Source organism: Actinomadura sp. KC216 (assembly GCF_004348535.1).
Classification (GTDB): domain Bacteria; phylum Actinomycetota; class Actinomycetes; order Streptosporangiales; family Streptosporangiaceae; genus Spirillospora.
Genome location: NZ_SMJX01000003.1, coordinates 1 through 16,700, shown reverse-complemented (window position 1 = coordinate 16,700; position 16,700 = coordinate 1). Strand labels below are relative to the sequence as shown.

The 16,700-nt window shown below is 70.8% G+C and carries 13 protein-coding genes and 1 pseudogene; 9 read left to right on the top strand and 5 right to left on the bottom strand.

Annotated features, from left to right (window positions below; all coding sequences use genetic code 11):
- Positions 1-84: 84 nt before the first annotated feature.
- The 6 genes from E1264_RS00780 to soxR all read left to right on the top strand — a co-directional run bounded on the left by E1264_RS00780 (position 85) and on the right by soxR (position 5,817).
- Positions 85-480 (top strand): TOBE domain-containing protein, encoded by a 396-nt coding sequence (locus E1264_RS00780; protein ID WP_132168468.1) that lies wholly within the window; start codon positions 85-87, stop codon positions 478-480.
- Positions 481-492: 12 nt separating this feature from the next.
- Positions 493-1,278 (top strand): molybdate ABC transporter substrate-binding protein, encoded by a 786-nt coding sequence (gene modA, locus E1264_RS00775; protein WP_132168466.1) that lies wholly within the window; start codon positions 493-495, stop codon positions 1,276-1,278.
- Entirely contained in the window at positions 1,275-2,102 is an 828-nt protein-coding gene (locus tag E1264_RS00770) for an ABC transporter permease (RefSeq protein WP_132168464.1), read from the top strand. The genes modA and E1264_RS00770 overlap by 4 nt, the downstream gene beginning before the upstream one ends.
- Positions 2,099-3,154, top strand: coding sequence for an ABC transporter ATP-binding protein (locus E1264_RS00765; protein ID WP_207935639.1), 1,056 nt, complete (start codon positions 2,099-2,101; stop codon positions 3,152-3,154). The genes E1264_RS00770 and E1264_RS00765 overlap by 4 nt, the downstream gene beginning before the upstream one ends.
- 178 nt (positions 3,155-3,332) lie before the next feature.
- Entirely contained in the window at positions 3,333-5,150 is a 1,818-nt protein-coding gene (locus E1264_RS00760; RefSeq protein ID WP_243710677.1) for a phosphoenolpyruvate carboxykinase (GTP), read from the top strand.
- A 118-nt stretch (positions 5,151-5,268) separates the two neighbouring features.
- Positions 5,269-5,817 carry a redox-sensitive transcriptional activator SoxR gene (soxR, locus tag E1264_RS00755; protein ID WP_132168460.1) on the top strand — a complete coding sequence of 183 codons (549 nt, stop codon included), beginning with the start codon at positions 5,269-5,271 and terminating at the stop codon, positions 5,815-5,817.
- A 43-nt stretch (positions 5,818-5,860) separates the two neighbouring features.
- Here soxR and E1264_RS00750 read toward each other — a convergent pair whose 3' ends face one another.
- Both E1264_RS00750 and E1264_RS00745 read right to left on the bottom strand, forming a co-directional pair.
- Positions 5,861-8,260, bottom strand: a complete 2,400-nt coding sequence (locus tag E1264_RS00750) for a glycosyl hydrolase family 65 protein (RefSeq protein ID WP_243710676.1) — start codon at positions 8,258-8,260, stop codon at positions 5,861-5,863.
- Positions 8,257-9,006: a beta-phosphoglucomutase family hydrolase gene (locus E1264_RS00745; protein ID WP_132168560.1), complete on the bottom strand. Its 750-nt coding sequence runs from the start codon at positions 9,004-9,006 to the stop codon at positions 8,257-8,259. The genes E1264_RS00750 and E1264_RS00745 overlap by 4 nt, the downstream gene beginning before the upstream one ends.
- Positions 9,007-9,162: 156 nt before the next feature.
- On the opposite strand from E1264_RS00745, the gene gndA reads away from it, so the two are divergent.
- Positions 9,163-10,581: an NADP-dependent phosphogluconate dehydrogenase gene (gene gndA, locus E1264_RS00740; RefSeq protein ID WP_132168458.1), complete on the top strand. Its 1,419-nt coding sequence runs from the start codon at positions 9,163-9,165 to the stop codon at positions 10,579-10,581.
- A 13-nt stretch (positions 10,582-10,594) separates the two neighbouring features.
- Here the strand turns inward: gndA and E1264_RS00735 are convergent, their stop codons facing one another.
- From E1264_RS00735 to E1264_RS00730, 3 genes and pseudogenes are all read right to left on the bottom strand, one after another.
- Positions 10,595-11,089 (bottom strand): SDR family oxidoreductase, encoded by a 495-nt coding sequence (locus E1264_RS00735; protein ID WP_279489415.1) that lies wholly within the window; start codon positions 11,087-11,089, stop codon positions 10,595-10,597.
- 112 nt (positions 11,090-11,201) lie between these two features.
- Positions 11,202-11,255, bottom strand: a pseudogene (locus E1264_RS45810) (hypothetical protein); the annotation flags it as partial.
- Between the two features lie 59 nt (positions 11,256-11,314).
- Complete coding sequence (locus E1264_RS00730; RefSeq protein WP_132168456.1) at positions 11,315-11,500, bottom strand: hypothetical protein; 186 nt, start codon at positions 11,498-11,500, stop codon at positions 11,315-11,317.
- 224 nt (positions 11,501-11,724) lie between these two features.
- On the opposite strand from E1264_RS00730, the gene E1264_RS00725 reads away from it, so the two are divergent.
- Positions 11,725-15,879 (top strand): hypothetical protein, encoded by a 4,155-nt coding sequence (locus tag E1264_RS00725; RefSeq protein WP_132168454.1) that lies wholly within the window; start codon positions 11,725-11,727, stop codon positions 15,877-15,879.
- 10 nt (positions 15,880-15,889) lie between these two features.
- Complete coding sequence (locus E1264_RS00720) at positions 15,890-16,480, top strand: HD domain-containing protein (RefSeq protein ID WP_132168452.1); 591 nt, start codon at positions 15,890-15,892, stop codon at positions 16,478-16,480.
- The last annotated feature ends 220 nt before the right edge of the window (positions 16,481-16,700 follow it).

Sequence of the window (16,700 nt, the reverse complement as noted above, 5' to 3'; positions counted from 1 at the left end):
CGACGGGCTTTCCTACTCCTGACTTGCATTCTCCATGGTTTCGCGCTCTTCTCCTCGCAACTGCGGGTCGTTAGGCTTGGCCGCGTGACGACGTTCAGGATCAGTGAGGCGGCGGCGCTGCTCGGGGTCAGCGCGGACACGGTCCGGCGCTGGGTGGACGGCGGGCGGCTCACCGCGTCCCGCGACGAGCACGGCCACCGCCGGGTGCCGGGCGCCGAACTGGCGGCGTTCGTCCGGGACCAGGCGCGCGGGACGTCCGACCAGGTCGAGCGGTTCTCCTCGGCGCGCAACCGGATGCGGGGCATCGTGACCGACGTCGTCCGCGACGGGGTGATGGCGCAGGTGGAGATCCAGGCGGGGCCGTTCCGGGTCGTGTCGCTGATGAGCCGCGAGGCCGCCGACGATCTCGGGCTGCGCGTGGGCGTGGTCGCGGAGGCGGTCGTGAAGTCCACCAACGTCATCGTCGAGCTGCCGGACTGAGGAGGGGTTCCCGTGCGCACGTGGATCGCGATCGCGGCCGCCGCCACCCTGCTCGGTACGGGCGCGGCGGGCTGCGGCGAGGTCGGCGACGGCGCGTCCGGGACGGGCGGCGGCGACGGCGATGGCGGGACGCTGACGGTGTTCGCCGCGGCCTCGCTCACCGAGGCGTTCACCGCGCTCGGCGCGACGTTCGAGAGGGGGCGGCCCGGCGTGAAGGTCAGGTTCAACTTCGGCGGCAGCTCGACGCTCGCGCAGCAGATCACGCAGGGCGCCCCGGCGGACGTGTTCGCGTCCGCGAGCCCCGCCACGATGCAGACCGTGACGGACGCGGGTGACGCGTCCGGGGCACCGCGGGTGTTCGCCCGGAACCGCCTGGTCATCGCCGTCCCCAAGGACTATCCCGGCAAGGTCTCCACGGTGCGCGATCTGTCGAGGCCGGGGCTCAAGGTCGTGCTGTGCGCGGCGCAGGTGCCGTGCGGGGCCGCCGCGGCGAAGGCGCTCGGTGCGGCCGGGGCCGAGGTCGAGCCGGTGTCGCGGGAGAAGGACGTCAAGGCCGTCCTCACCAAGGTCGGGCTCGGGGAGGCGGACGCCGGGCTCGTCTACCGCACCGACGTCAGGGCGGCTGGGGACAGGGTCAGGGGCATCGAGTTCCCGGAGGCGGCGCAGGCCGTCAACGACTATCCGATCGCGGAGGTGGCCGAGGCGCCGCAGGGCGCGCTCGCGAAGGAGTTCATCCGGCTCGTGCTGGGGCCGCAGGGCAGGACGGCGCTGGACCGGGCCGGTTTCGAGGCACCGTGAAGCACGCCGCCGCCGACGCTGACGCAGGCGCCGACGTCGACAGGCTGGTCGGGCGTCCGCCGTGGATCCTGCTGGTGCCGGCGCTGGCCGGGCTCGCCTTCCTGGTGCTGCCGCTCGCCGGGCTGCTCATCCGCGCCCCGTGGTCCACGCTCGGCAGCCGCCTCGTCCAGGACCAGGTGCTGGACGCGCTCCGCCTCTCGCTGGTCACCGCGACGCTCGCGACCGTCCTGTGCCTGCTGTTCGGTGTCCCGCTGGCGTGGATGCTCGCCCGGGTCCCGTTCCGGGGCGTCCGGCTCGTCCGGGCCCTGGTGACCGTGCCGCTGGTGCTGCCGCCGGTGGTCGGCGGCGTCGCGCTGCTGCTCGTCCTCGGGCGGCGCGGGCTGGTCGGCGGGTGGCTGGACGACACGTTCGGGATCACGTTCCCGTTCACCACCGCCGGGGTCGTGCTGGCCCAGACGTTCGTGGCGATGCCGTTCCTGGTGATCAGCGTGGAGGGCGCGCTGCGCGCCGCCGACCTGCGCTACGAGGAGGCCGCCGCCACCCTCGGCGCGGACCGCTGGACGATCTTCCGCCGGGTCACGCTGCCGCTGGTCGCGCCCGGCGTCGCGGCCGGGGCGGTGCTGTGCTGGGCGCGGGCGCTCGGCGAGTTCGGCGCGACGATCACGTTCGCGGGGAACTTCCCGGGCCGGACGCAGACGATGCCGCTGGCCGTCTACCTGGCGCTGGAGACCGACCCGCAGGCCGCGATCGTGCTCAGCCTCGTCCTGCTGGCGGTGTCGGTGATCGTCCTGGCGGCGCTCAGAGACCGCTGGATGAGCACATGATGCGGCGGCGGCGGGGGCTGGAGGCGCGGCTCGTGGTGCGGCGCGGCGCGTTCGACCTCGACCTCGCGCTCGCCGCCGCGCCCGGCGAGGTGGTCGCGCTGCTCGGCCCGAACGGGGCGGGCAAGAGCACCGCGCTGCGCGCCCTCGCCGGGCTGGTCGCGATGTCCGGCGGGCACATCCGGGTGGACGGCGCCGACCTGCGCCCGCTGCCGCCCGACCGGCGCCGCATCGGCATGGTCTTCCAGGACTACCTGCTGTTCCCCCACCTCAGCGCGCTGGAGAACATCGCGTTCGGGCTCCGCTGCCAGGGCGCGGGCCGCCGCGACGCCCGCCGCCGGGCCGCCGGATGGCTCGACCGCGTCGGGCTGGCGGAGTTCGCGTCCGCGCGGCCCCGGGCCCTGTCGGGCGGGCAGGCGCAGCGGGTGGCGCTCGCCCGGGCGCTGGCCGTCGATCCGGGGCTGCTCCTGCTGGACGAGCCGCTCGCCGCCCTCGACGTCCACACCCGGATGGACGTCCGCGCCGCGCTCCGCCGCCATCTCGCCGGGTTCGCGGGCGCGGCCGTCCTCGTCACCCACGACCCGCTGGACGCGATGGTCCTCGCCGACCGCATCGTCGTCATCGAGGGCGGACGGCTCGTCCAGGAGGGGACGCCCGCCGAGGTCGCCCGCCGCCCGCGCACCGACTACGTCGCGCGGCTGGTCGGCCTGAACCTGTACCGGGGCCGCGCGGAGCGCGGGACGGTGACGGTCGGGGACGGCGCCGGGACGCTCGACACCGCCGACTCTCTCGAAGGTGACGTCTTCCTGGCCTTCGCTCCGTCCGCCGTCGCGCTGTACCGGACGCGTCCCGACGGCAGCCCCCGCAACCTGTGGCGCGCCCGCGTCGCCGCGATCGAACGGCACGGCGACCGGGTCCGGGTGCGGGTGGCGGGGCCGCCTTTCGACGCGGTCGCGGAGGTGACTCCGGCGGCCGTCGCGGAGCTCGAATTGTCCGAGGGCAGCATGATCTGGGCGGCCGTGAAGGCCACCGAAACCCACGTTTACCCAGCTTGAGCGCGTCCCGGCCGGACAGTCCCGGCGCACCGCCCAAGATCCCCGCAGACCGGTGATATCTATCACAAAATCGGGCATGAACGGCCAAAGGCGGACGGGATTGGTCCAGACCAAATGGCAAAAACAGCGGGTCTTGTTCATCATGCAAACATCCTGCGAACAGCTGAAGGAGTTGCCCGTGTCCAACCAGGTCCCCGGGGCCGACCAGGCCCCTACCGGCCACACCGAACTGACTGAGTGGGTACGCGGGATCGCCGAGCTGACGAAGCCCGACCGCGTCGAGTGGTGCGACGGCTCGGACGAGGAATGGGAGCGCCTGACCGGCGTCCTCGTCGAGCAGGGCACGCTCACGCGGCTCGACCCCGCCAAACGGCCGAACAGCTTCTACGCGGCGTCCGACCCCACCGACGTCGCCCGCGTCGAGGACCGCACGTTCATCTGCTCCGAGAAGGAGGAGGACGCCGGTCCCACCAACAACTGGATCGCGCCGGACGAGATGCGCGCGACCCTCGGCGGCCTGTTCGACGGCTGCATGAAGGGCCGCACCATGTACGTGGTGCCGTTCTGCATGGGCCCGCTCGGGGGCAACATCTCCCAGCTCGGCGTGGAGATCACCGACTCCGCCTACGTCGCGGTGTCCATGCGGATCATGACGCGGATGGGGACGGCTGCACTCCGTTTGATCGAGGAGCGCGGCTCGTTCGTCAAGGCCGTCCACTCCGTCGGCGCCCCGCTGGAACCGGGTCAAGCCGACGTCAAATGGCCGTGCAATTCCACCAAATACATCACGCACTTCCCCGAGACGCGGGAGATCTGGTCGTACGGGTCCGGGTACGGCGGCAACGCGCTGCTCGGCAAGAAGTGCTACGCGCTGCGGATCGCGTCCACGATGGCGCGCGACGAGGGCTGGATGGCCGAGCACATGCTCATCCTCAAGCTCACGCCGCCGGAGGGCGAGACCCGCTACGTCGCCGCCGCGTTCCCGTCCGCGTGCGGCAAGACCAACCTGGCCATGCTGGAGCCCACCATCCCGGGCTGGAAGGTCGAGACGATCGGCGACGACATCGCCTGGATGCGGTTCGGCGACGACGGCCGCCTCTACGCGATCAACCCGGAGGCCGGGTTCTTCGGCGTCGCGCCCGGCACCGGCGCGAGCACCAACGCCAACGCCGTGAAGACGCTCTGGGGCAACAGCATCTTCACCAACGTCGCGCTCACCGACGACGGCGACGTGTGGTGGGAGGGCCTCACCGACGAGCCCCCGGCCCACCTCACCGACTGGCGCGGCAACGACTGGACCCCGGAGTCGGAGACCCCGGCGGCCCACCCGAACGCCCGCTTCACCACCCCGGCCGGGCAGTGCCCGATCATCGCCGACGAGTGGGAGGACCCGAAGGGCGTCCCGATCTCCGCGATCCTGTTCGGCGGGCGGCGCGCGTCCGCGGTCCCGCTGGTCACCGAGTCCTTCGACTGGCAGCAGGGCGTGTTCCTGGGCGCGAACGTCGCGTCCGAGAAGACCGCCGCCGCCGAGGGCACGGTCGGCGAGCTGCGCCGCGACCCGTTCGCCATGCTGCCGTTCTGCGGCTACAACATGGGCGACTACTTCGGACACTGGCTCGACATCGGCAAGGCCACCAACGCCGAGAAGCTGCCGCGGATCTACTACGTCAACTGGTTCCGCAAGAACGCCGACGGCACGTTCATCTGGCCGGGCTTCGGCGAGAACAGCCGCGTCCTCAAGTGGATCGTGGAGCGGCTCAACGGCCGGGCCGACGCCGTCAAGACGCCGATCGGGCACCTGCCGACCAAGGACGCGCTCGACACCGAGGGCCTCGACATCGACGACGCCGACCTCGACACGCTGCTGTCGGTCGACACCGAGGTGTGGAAGCAGGAGGCCGCGCTCGTCCCCGAGCACTTCGAGAAGTTCGGTGACCACATGCCGAAGGCGCTGTGGGACGAGTACCACGACCTGGTCCGCCGCCTGGAGCACTAGCCCGGACGGCCACGAAGCGCCCGCCCGCCGGCGACCTCGGCGGGCGGGCGCTTCACTCTGGCCGCTGCGGGCTCCCCCGGAAACCTCGACCGCGGTTGAGGTCACATAGGATGCGGTCATGACGCGGCTTGAGCACCGGTTGCACGAACTGACCGTCGGGCAGCTCGCCGAGCGGAGCGGCGTGGCCGTCTCGGCGCTGCACTTCTACGAGTCCAAGGGCCTGATCAGCAGCCGCCGCACGGCGGGCAACCAGCGGCGCTTCACCCGCGACACGCTCCGCCGCGTGTCGTTCATCAAGGTCTCCCAGCGCGTCGGCATCCCGCTCAGCGACATCCGCGACGCGCTCGCCACCCTCCCGGAGGAGCGCACCCCGACCGTGGACGACTGGGCGCGCCTGTCGGAGAACTGGCGGACCGTCCTGGACGACCGCATCCGCCAGCTCGAACGGCTCCGCGACGACCTCACCGACTGCATCGGCTGCGGCTGCCTGTCGATCAGCAAGTGCGCCCTCGCCAACCCCTACGACCGGCTCGGCGACGAGGGGCCCGGGCCGCGCCGGCTCCTCGTCCGGCACGGCGGCACGTCCGCCCCGCCGCCGGCGGCGGGCGAGACGGGCGGGCGCGACGCCCCGAACCCCTGCCGCCCGGAACCGTGCCCCTCTGAGTGAGCGGTCACGCGGGCTGAGAGTGAGCGGTCACAGGGCTGACCGGTCAGCGGCGGCGCGGGTCGCGGCCGTGCGGGTCGATGCGGCGCGGCATCGGCTCGCGGCCGGCCGGCTGCGTCACCGCCGGACGCGGCTGGATCTGCTCGATCGGCAGCTCGACCGGCTCGTCCCCGAGCGTGAACTCCTCGCCGTGGTGCCACAGCTTGATGCCGGGACCGTCCAGCAGCTCGTAGGTCGCGGCATCGCCCGCCACGTTGACCTTGATCAGGCTGCCGCGGTACCGCATCCGGAACGCCAGCCGGCTGATCCCGCCCGGCAGCCGCGGCGCGAACCGCAGCCTGCCGCCGCCCGCCCGCATCCCGCCGAACCCGGCGACGAGCCCGCTCCACGCCCCCGCCATCGAGGCGATGTGCAGCCCGTCGCGGGTGTTGCGGTTCAGGTCGTGCAGGTCCATCAGCGCGGTCTCGCCGAGGTAGTCGTGCGCCAGCTCCAGCTGCCCGACCTCCGCCGCCACGACCGCCTGCGTCTGCGCCGAGAGCGACGAGTCGCGGACGGTCAGCCCCTCGTAGTAGGCGAAGTCGCGGATCTTCTGCTCCTCCGTGAACGCCTCCCCGCACAGGTGCAGCGCCAGCACCAGGTCGGCCTGCTTCACGACCTGCTTGCGGTACAGGTCGAAGTACGGGAAGTTCAGCAGCAGCGGGTAGTGGTCGGGTTTGGTGGCGGCGAAGTCCCAGCGGGCGTGGTTGGTGAACCCCTCGCTCTGCGGGTGGACGCCGAGCCGGTCGTCATACGGGATCAGCATCGCCGCCGCAGCGTCCCGCCACGACGCGGCCTCCTCGGCGTCCACGCCCAGCCGGTCGGCCACGTCCGGGTGGCGCATCGCCATCTCCGCGGCCTCTTGCAGGTTCCGGCGCGCCATGAGGTTGGTGTAGACGTTGTTGTCCACGATCGCGCTGTACTCGTCGGGGCCGGTGACGCCGTCGATGCGGAACACGCCGCCGACGTCGTGGTGGCCGAGGCTCCGCCACAGCCGGGCGGTCTGCACCAGGATGTCCAGGCCGATCTCCCGCTCGAACTGCACGTCCTCCGTCGCGTCCACGTACCGGACGACGGCGTCGGAGATGTCGGCGTTGATGTGGAACGCGGCCGTCCCTGCGGGCCAGTACCCCGAGCATTCGTGGCCGCGGATCGTCCGCCACGGGAAGGTGGCGCCGTCCAGGCCGAGCTGCGTCGCGCGCTCCACCGCCAGCGGCAGCGTCCGGTGCCGCCACGCCAGCGCGTCCTTCGCCGCGCCCGGCGACGTGTACGTCAGTACCGGCATGACGAACGTCTCGGTGTCCCAGAACGTGTGCCCGTCGTAGCCGGGGCCTGTCAGGCCCTTGGCCGGGATCATGCGGCTCTCCGCGCGCGCCCCCGCCTGGAGGACGTGGAACAGCCCGAACCTGACCGCCTGCTGGATCTCCGCGTCGCCCTCGACCTCGACGTCCGCGCCCTCCCAGAACTCGTCCAGGTAGGCGCGCTGCTCGGCGAGGAGCCCGTCCCAGCCGGTCTGCCGCGCGCCCGCCAGCGCCCCGACCACCTGGTCGTGCAGCGCGGGCCGGGAGCGCCGGCTCGACCACCCGTACGCGATGTACTTCACGATGCGCAGCCGCTGCCCCGGCTCCAGCCGCGTCGCGACCGTCAGCCGGCCCACGTCCTTGGAGCTCTCGGTGTCGATCGCCATCGACTCCGGGCCCTCGATGTTGTGCGCCATGCCCGCCGCCATCCGCAGCCCGCTCCGCCGCGTCCGGTGCAGCAGCAGGACCTTCGTGCCGTTGGCGACGTGCTCCTCGCTGACCAGCGGGCTCTCCAGGATCGCGGACTCGCGCGGGTCCTTCCCGCCGCCGGGCAGCGCCTCGTTGGCGACCAGCTCCGACTGCGCGACCACCCGGACGGCCTCGTCCACCGGCTCGACCTCGTAGCAGACCGCCGCGACGGCCCGCTGCGTCAGCGACACGATCCGGACCGAGGTCACCTTGATCGTCTTGTCGGCGGGGGACGTCCACTCCACATGCCGGGTCAGCGTGCCCGCCCGCATGTCCAGGTTCCGCTCGTGATGCAGGACGCGCCCGTACCGCACGTCCAGCGGCTCGTCGTCCACCAGCAGCCGGATCACCTTGCCGTTGGTGACGTTGATGACCGTCTGCCCCGACTCCGGATACCCGTAGGCCGTCTCGGCGTGCGGCAGCGGGCGCTGCTCGTAGAACGAGTTCAGATACGTGCCCGGCAGCCCGTGCGGCTCGCCCTCGTCGAGGTTGCCGCGCATCCCGACATGCCCGTTGGACAGCGCGAACACCGACTCGGTCTGCGCCAGCCGGTCCAGCCGCAGCTCCGGCTCCCGCACGCACCAGGGCTCCACCGTGAACACGGGCCGATCGGCCGTGTTCAGCCCTTCCCGGTCAGTCACTTGCCCTCCATCAATTCGGACAGGTCGGACACCACGATGTCGGCGCCGTGCTCGGCGAGGGCCTGGGCGTGCGCGCCGTCCACCCGGTTCACACCCACAACGTAGGCGAACCCGCCGGCCCGTCCCGCCTCGACGCCCGCGAGCGCGTCCTCGAACACCACCGCCCGCTTGGCCGGGACGCCCACCTCCTCGGCCCCCGCGAGGAACATGTCGGGCGCGGGCTTGCCCGGCAGGTTCCGCTCCGCGGCGATCACACCGTCCACCCGCGCGTCGAACAGGTCGGTGATGCCGACCGTCCGCAGCACCTGCACGGTGTTGGCGCTGGACGACACCACCGCCGTCTTCAGCCCCGCCGCGCGCGCCGCCCGCACGTAGTCGATCGACCCGTCGAACGTCTCGACGCCCTTCTCCTCGATCAGCTTCAGGACGAGCGCGTTCTTGCGGTTGCCGAGCCCCCGGACCGTCTCGTTCTCGGGCGGATCGTCGGGGTCGCCCTCCGGCAGCTCGATGCCGCGCGACCGCAGGAACGAGCGCGTCCCGTCCTCGCGCTTCTTGCCGTCGACGTACCGGCCGTAGTCCTTGACCGGGTCGAACTCGGTGAAGGGCCCGCCGTCGCGCCGTGCCCGCTCGCGCAGGTAGCCGTCGAACATCTCCTTCCAGGCGGCGGCGTGCACGGCCGCCGTCCTGGTCAGCACCCCGTCGAGATCGAAGAGACACGCCGCCGCATCGTCCGGCAGTCCCAGCATTCGCACCCCCTGGAGAATGTCACCATCGAAGAGATCGGCACCGCGCGTCCCGTTCCCGCAGCCTGCGCGGGCATGCGTTCGCCGGCGCTCGAACGGGGGACCAAGGACCCGCGTACAACCCCTTGATCAGGGTGGCACACGAGGAGGAGCGATCCAATGGAAACGGCGCGTATCGGAGTCACGGGGCTCGCGGTGATGGGCCGCAACCTGGCCCGACACGGACATCGCGTCGCCGTCCACAACCGCACTTCCGCACGGACGAAGGCTCTGGTGGACGAGTTCGGCCACGAGGGCGCCTTCCTCCCGGCCGACACGCCGGAGCAGTTCGTCGCGTCCCTCGAACGCCCGCGCCGCCTGGTGATCATGGTGAAGGCCGGCGCCCCGACCGACGCCGTCATCGGCGAGTTCGCGCCGCTCCTCGACCCTGGCGACATGATCGTCGACGGCGGCAACGCCAACTTCGCCGACACCCGCCGCCGCGAGTCGGCCCTCCGCGAACGCGGCGTCCACTTCGTCGGCACCGGCATCTCCGGCGGCGAGGAGGGCGCCCTGCACGGCCCGAGCATCATGCCCGGCGGCTCCGCCGAGTCCTACGAGGCCCTCGGCCCCCTCCTGGAGGACATATCCGCCGAGGTGGACGGCACGCCGTGCTGCACCCATGTCGGCCCCGACGGCGCCGGGCACTTCGTGAAAATGGTGCACAACGGCATCGAGTACGCCGACATGCAGCTGATCGCCGAGTCCTACGACCTCCTCCGCCGCGCCGCCGGCCTCGCCCCCGCGGAGATCGCCGAGGTCTTCCGCACCTGGAACACCGGCCGCCTGGAGTCCTACCTCATCGAGATCACCGCCGAGGTCCTCGCGCACACCGACGCCGCCACCGGGCGCCCGTTCGTGGACGTCGTCCTCGACCAGGCCGACCAGAAGGGCACCGGCCGCTGGACCGTCCAGACGGCCCTCGACCTGGGCGTCCCGGTAGGCGGCATAGCCGAAGCGGTCTTCGCCCGCTCCGTCTCCGGCCACGCCCCCCTACGCGAAGCCGCCCAGAACCTCCCGGGCCCGTCCCGCAACGACGCCTTCGCCTCGGTCGGCCTCCCCGACGCCGTGGAGAAGGCCCTGTACGCGTCCAAGATCGTCGCCTATGCCCAGGGCTTCCACCAGATCCAGGCGGGTAGCACCGAATACGGCTGGAACATCGACCTCGGCGCCATGGCCACCATCTGGCGCGGCGGCTGCATCATCCGCGCCCGCTTCCTCGACCGCATCCGCGCCGCCTACGAGGCCGACCCGGAGACCCCGACCCTCCTGACCGACCCCCACTTCACCGAGGCGGTGGGCGACGCCCAGGACGCCTGGCGCGAGGTCGTCGCCATCGCCGCCAAGCTCGGCATCCCGGTCCCCGGCTTCTCCACCGCCCTCGCCTACTACGACTCGCTCCGCGCCCCGCGCCTCCCGGCAGCCCTGACCCAGGGCCAGCGCGACTATTTCGGCGCCCACACCTACCGCCGCACAGATCGGGAAGGCACCTACCACACCCTCTGGTCCACCCCCGACCGCACCGAAGTCCCCTCCTGAGCCGGAGGGCGCCTCAGCCCTCCCGCCAGCCGGACGACTCCAGGGCTCCGGCGGCCTGCGGGCCCATGAGGCCGAGCCCGCCGTCGACGAACAGGGAGGCCCCGGTGACGTAGGACGCCTCCGGCCCGGCGAGGAACGCGATCGCCTCGGCGACCTCCCGGGCGTGGCCGGGACGGGCCAGCGGATACCCGGCCCGGCTGTCCGGCTCTGGCGGCTGGTCGTGCTGCCCTGTCATCGGCGTCGCGATCTCCCCGGGCGCCACCGTGTTCACCGTGATCCCGTGCTCGGACAGCTCCAGGGCCAGCGTCCGGGCCAGCATCTTCAGGCCGCCCTTCGCGGCGCAGTACGGCCCGGCCCCGACCCGCGGGTACTCCTCGTGCACGCTCGTCACGTTGACGATGCGTCCGCCCTCGCCCCTGCGGATCATCCGGCGGGCGGCCCGCTGGGCGCACAGGAACGCGCCGTCCAGGTCGACCGAGAGGACCTCGCGCCATTCCCCGAACTCCATGTCGAGGAGGGACCGCATGCTCCCCGTCCCGGCGTTGTTGACCAGCACCCCGCCGGACGGCCGCCCGCCGTCCCGCCTCCGCGACCTCCGCCGCCGTCCCCTCGGCCCCCTCGCGGTCGGTCCGGTAGGTGATCCCGACATCGAACCCCTTCCCGGCCAGCGCCACCGCCGTCGCCTTCCCGATCCCCGAGTCGGCGCCCGTGATCACCGCGACCCGGTCGTAGGTCACGACTCGTCCGCGTCCCGCTCGACCCCGGCGATCGGATCGCCTTCCCGGGTGCCGCTCTCGGCGTCCGACTCGTAGCCTTCGGCGGCGCTGTCCGTCCCCGGGACGACCCGCTCGTGCGGCCGGTCCTCAAGCCCCGAACTCGCGCCCGGCTCGTGCTCCGCGGGCTCGCCCTTCTTCCCCATGACCCTGCCCCCTTCCCTCGGGTGGCCCCGCTTCCCGTGAGGCCCGTCCCATCCCGGACGTTCCTTGCCGGACAGCCCGCCCTAAACCCCCGGCTTGCGCCCAACGAGGGGAAGGATGCGGCCGAGACCGCGATACGGGTCGCGCTTCCCGGCCTCAAGCTCGACAAATGACCGACATGCGCAAGGGCCGTGTAGATACGTTTTAAGGGCGACGGGAGGCGGACGTGGCGGGTGGGCATCGCATCGACCGGAAGGCGTGGCCTGAGAACGGGCCTTACCGGCAACTGCTCGAACTCCTCGAAACGGTCTACCTCGACAACGGCCGGAAGAGCCTCCAGGCCATCGCGGACAAGATGCATTTGAAGTCGCGCACGCGCGTCAACGACCTCCTTCGAGGATTGGGCCGTCCCACCGACGAACGGCAGCTCCGGGACCTGGTCCGGGCTCTCGGCGGGGGAGAGGACGACGCCCGCGCCGCCGTCCGCCTGTACGCGCTGGCCCCGCCCGCCAAGCCGGAGCCGCATCCCTGGGCAGCCCACGTCACAGGACACTTCGCGTGGACGCTGGTCGACCCGCAACGCGACGCCTCCGCCTTCAAGGACGCGGCGACCGGCATCGCCGGGCGGCTGGGCGTCCTGAGCGAGGGGGCCGAGGCGGCCCTGGCGGAGGACCCTTGGTTCGACGCGGAACTCGCCACCCGGTTCGGCAAGAGGACGGATTGGCTTCTGCGCACCCGGTTCGCGGAGTCGCTGTGCGATCTGTCCCCGGCCGAGGCTGCGTTGCTGGTCCTGGTACCGCTGGTGCACCACACGCACATGGCCAGGACGCTTGCCGCATTCTGCGAGATCGACCCGCTCCACCTCAGCACTGAGGTGGGCGACGGCCCACGCCGTCGCGAGTTCGAGGCATTCCTCGGCGGCCAACGGGAGCTGGTGGACCGCGCACAGGCCCGGAGCCTCCCGGATCGCGACTCGGCGGCCGAAGAGATCGGCTGGTGGCTGTTCCACCGCTGGGCGGCCCGATTCCCGCAGGCCTACGCGCTGGGGGCCGTGCGCGAACTGCTGAACGAGGCGGAGATCGCGGACGATCGCGTGCGGGACGAGGTGCTGGACGCCAAGGCCGTCCAGCGGTTCCTCGCCGCGCTGCACCGCGACCTCTCCGAACTCGGCGACACGGACCGGAAGAACGCGCCGCAGTTCGAGACGATCCTCTTCGTTGGCGAACCGCATGAGCAGCACGTCCGGGAACTGCTGATCGGTCAGATCCTCACGGTCGCCTACGCCCTCACGCTCGACCTGGCCCGGCTGCCGGACATCGTGGTCCGCCACCTGGGAATTCCTGATCCGGTCGATCTCGCCGGGCTGCGGGAAACGGTGATGGGCGGAGCGAGATGGGTGCTCCAGTCGGACTGCCTGGTGCTGCGCGCGGACTGTCATCACCCCGCGGAACTCGAAGGTCTGCGCCAATACGCGAGCCAGGTGGACGCCCTTCTGCACACGATCAGGCAGGGCTGCGGGGACCATGCCACGATGCAGGTGCTCACGCGGTTGCCCGCCCGCGCGTCCGCCGACGATGTCAGGCCGGGTACCGACGATGACGGACGCCTGCTCTTCCAGCGCGTCAGCCGATTCCGGCTGGACGAACGCCGCGTCCAAGACCTGCTGATGGGAGAGCAGCTCTACCAGGATCGCGGGCTGGCCATTCGCGAGCTGTACCAGAACGCCCTCGACGCCTGCCGATACCGCCGCGCCCGTCACGCCTACCGCAGCCGGGCCGACTGGCTGGACGACTGGGAAGGCCGCATCCACTTCACCCAAGGGGTGGACGAGAACGGCCGCGCCTACCTCGAATGCCGCGACAACGGCATCGGCATGACGGAGTCCGTCCTCACCGACGTCTTCGCCCAGGCGGGCACCCGCTTCACCGACACCACGGAATTCCTGGTCGAGTCGGCCGACTGGAAGAACGCCGACCCGCCCATACCGTTCCACGCGAACAGCCGCTTCGGCATCGGCGTCCTCAGCTACTTCATGATCGCCGACGAGATCGAGGTCGTGACCCGGCCGCTGGACCGCGGCCACCGCCCACACCCCACCCTGAAGGTCTCGATCTTCGGCCCGGGCCACCTGTTCCGCATCGAACACCTCGCCGCCGACCGTTCCCCGGGGACCTCGGTGAAGCTCTATCTCCGCGAGAACGAGGAAGCTCCGTCCTGCGTCGATGAATTGCGCCGCGTCCTGGGCATCGCCGAATTCCGCACGGTGGCCGAGCATGACTCGCAGGACGAAATCTGGAGGCCGGGCGAACTGCAGCGCCGTGCGCGCCCGGGCTGGGAGGAGGGCGGCGGCCTCGACGCGCACGGCAAGCTCGTGGCGGGGAAGGGCGACGTGGCGGGCCAGGTCGTGTGGTGCGAGAAGGGTGGGGGCCTCCTGGTCGACGGTATCCACGTTCAGCCCGCCGTCCACCGTGGAGTATTCGCCGGACCGGAAGACGGGACGCTGCGCGGCGTGGTCGTCAATCTCGTCGGCAGCCATGCGCCCGAACGGCTTTCTGTGGACCGCAGGCGAGTTCTTTCCGACGTTTCCAGCATGACGGAGGAACTGCTCTCGTCGGCGGTCGGCGAACTGATCTCGGCAGGGAACCACCTGCTGGATGTGCGCTGGCTCAGCGACGTCACGGCGACGAACCCGAGACTCGGGGACCTCATCAGTGAGGCGGCCGCCGAGTCCGGTGCGTCCATCGCGATGGGCGAGGACGCGTTGGACGTCGCGGATGTCGGCTGCTTCCTCCAGGACTCCACGCTGGTCATGAACGCTGACCACAGCGCCACGCGAGCACGTACTCGTATCGAGTCCGATGGGGGAAGGTTCTGGCGGCAGAGTTTCGACGGTGACGTTCCGGATCATGTGCTGCTCTGGCGCATGGCCTCTCATCGACTGCGCCCGCGACTGGCCGAACTCGGCATCGGTGACCCCGGACCGGTTCGCCGCGCGCGGCCCTCCGACACCCTGCTGTTCGGGACCATTCCCTATGGATACGTTCCGGAGTTTCTTGGAGAAATCACCTGGGGCTTTGAAGACGTGCGGTGCTGCCCGGGGCATGTGGTCTCGATGGCCCTCCTGACCGGCGCCCGGCCACGGGACGTCGCACGCCGTGCGGTAGACCTGGGTGTCCATGAAATCGACCCGGATCGTTTTCCCGACGATGGCCATGCATCCGGCCTGGACCTTGCACTGCTCAGTGTCGAAGGCGACGGCAGTCCGCCGTGGTGGAGGCGAAATGAGATCGTTCCCCTCGGCCACCTCGTCGCCATCGCGCTGGAACACGGCGTCGGTGTTCCAGAATTGCGGCAGCGGCTTGAACGCTATGGCTTTCCCGCGCCGACGGAGGCTCCACCGGACCTCGCGCCGCGGTCAGCCGACCTGAAGTTGCTGTTCTGGGACGGCCGGGGTTATCCGATTGCCGATGGCTCTTCGATCCCGGCGAGTCATTTGGTCAAATGCGCGCGAGAGCTGGACCTGCCGGTTCCGGATGTCTGCGCAAGGCTGATCGATTACGGCTTCCGCGTCGACCCTCTCGCGTTGCCGGCGCACCCTTCCGCAGAGGATCGGCAACTGTTCCACTGGATGCTCGGGGGAGAGGAACGCGGCCGTTTCGATACCACCGCGCCGCTTCCGCCGGCTCATCTCGTCCGCGCCGCTCTAGAGCTTGATCTTCCTCTTTCGGAGGTGGCCGCGCGGCTGGCGGGCTATGGCGTTCCGATACCGGGGCGAGTCCCGGACCGGGTCCACGACGGCGACCTGCGCTTGCTCAGCCGTGATGGGAATGGCTGGCCGCCGTCATTGTCCGCCGGGGAGGAGGTCCCGCTGCACTGGCTCATGATTCTCAGCGCCGAGATGGATAAGGATCCAGGTTCGATCGCCGCCCGACTCGAAGAATACGGCTTCGGTGTGCCGACCTGTGAGGTGCTGGATTCCGCCGAACGTGTCAGCCTTGCCGATCTCTCCCTTCAATTGCGGAATGATATCCGAAAACAGGCGCCCGGCGTTCCGCTGTCCCGTGCGCATGTGACGATGTGCGCGGCCGAACGCGGATTTGGATTGCGGGAGGCGGGTGACTGGCTCGCGGCCTGCCGGTTCTCTCTCCCGAGTGACCTCCCGGAATCTGTGGGGCCGAACGATCTCGACCTTCTGAGTAATTGCGAGCCTTCCTGGCTTGAGACGATGAAACCGGTGTCGTTGCAGCTCCTGATGTTGATTGCGCGCGAAACCGACATGAGCGTTGAGCAGGTTGCGGAGCGATTGAGATGGCTAGGTGTGAATTGCTTGCCATTGGACGAGATGGTCGCGCGGGCCATGCAAAGGCTCCCTAGAGCGTAGGCTCACGCAAATGAGGATTCCCACGGACGACGAGATCCGGGCGTTGCATGAGCGGTATGCGCCGACTGCGGAAGCCCTTGAGCTGGTCTGGACGCATTGCGCGATCGTCTGCGAGATCGCCGAACAGGTCATGGACGGCGGCGGGTTCGATGTGGACAAGGACCTCGTCCGGGCAGGGTGCCTACTGCACGACATCGGCGTCTACCGGCTCTACGACGCGGCCGGAACCCTCGACCACAAGAATTACGTCAAGCACGGCCTGCTGGGTCATGAGCTGCTGCACGCCGAGGGCTTTCCCGAGCCGATCTGCCGGTTCTGCTCCCGCCACACCGGGCTGGCGCGGGACGACATCGAGCGGCAACAGCTCCCGATACCCGCCGGCGACTACCTCGCCGAGTCCGCCGAGGAGCGGCTCGTGGCGTACGCGGACAGGTTTCACAGCAAGACCGATCCGCCGACCTTCGTCACCGCCGACTCCTACATCGTCCGCGCGCGGCGGTTCGGTGAGCGGAAGATCGCGGATTTCCAGGCGATGCGCGAGCACTACGGGGAGCCGGATCTCACGTCGCTCGCTGCCGACCACGGCCACGCCATCGTGTGACGCCCGGCATGCGCCCGCGTGCGCTTTCCTCCGCCGTACGTCCAGGTCGGAGATGGGATCTAAGAAGCGCACGCGACAGGTCACAGCGGCGCACGGCCACGGTCGAAGAAGCCGGGTCAGCATGAGCCCGTTCGTCCGGTACGGAACGGGAACGAGGGGTCATGCAGACGGTGGTGGCGATGGCGCCGGTGATCGGCGGGGTGCTCAATGTGGTGGCGGC

Bases quoted from the DNA above. Each gene is read 5' to 3' on its own strand.
- E1264_RS00765 (WP_207935639.1), top strand. From the start codon at position 2,099: ATGATGCGGCGGCGGCGGGGGCTGGAGGCGCGGCTCGTGGTGCGGCGC.
- soxR (WP_132168460.1), top strand. From the start codon at position 5,269: ATGACGCGGCTTGAGCACCGGTTGCACGAACTGACCGTCGGGCAGCTC.
- E1264_RS00745 (WP_132168560.1), bottom strand. From the start codon at position 9,006: ATGCTGGGACTGCCGGACGATGCGGCGGCGTGTCTCTTCGATCTCGAC.
- gndA (WP_132168458.1), top strand. From the start codon at position 9,163: ATGGAAACGGCGCGTATCGGAGTCACGGGGCTCGCGGTGATGGGCCGC.
- E1264_RS00735 (WP_279489415.1), bottom strand. From the start codon at position 11,089: ATGGAGTTCGGGGAATGGCGCGAGGTCCTCTCGGTCGACCTGGACGGC.
- E1264_RS00730 (WP_132168456.1), bottom strand. From the start codon at position 11,500: ATGGGGAAGAAGGGCGAGCCCGCGGAGCACGAGCCGGGCGCGAGTTCG.
- E1264_RS00720 (WP_132168452.1), top strand. From the start codon at position 15,890: ATGAGGATTCCCACGGACGACGAGATCCGGGCGTTGCATGAGCGGTAT.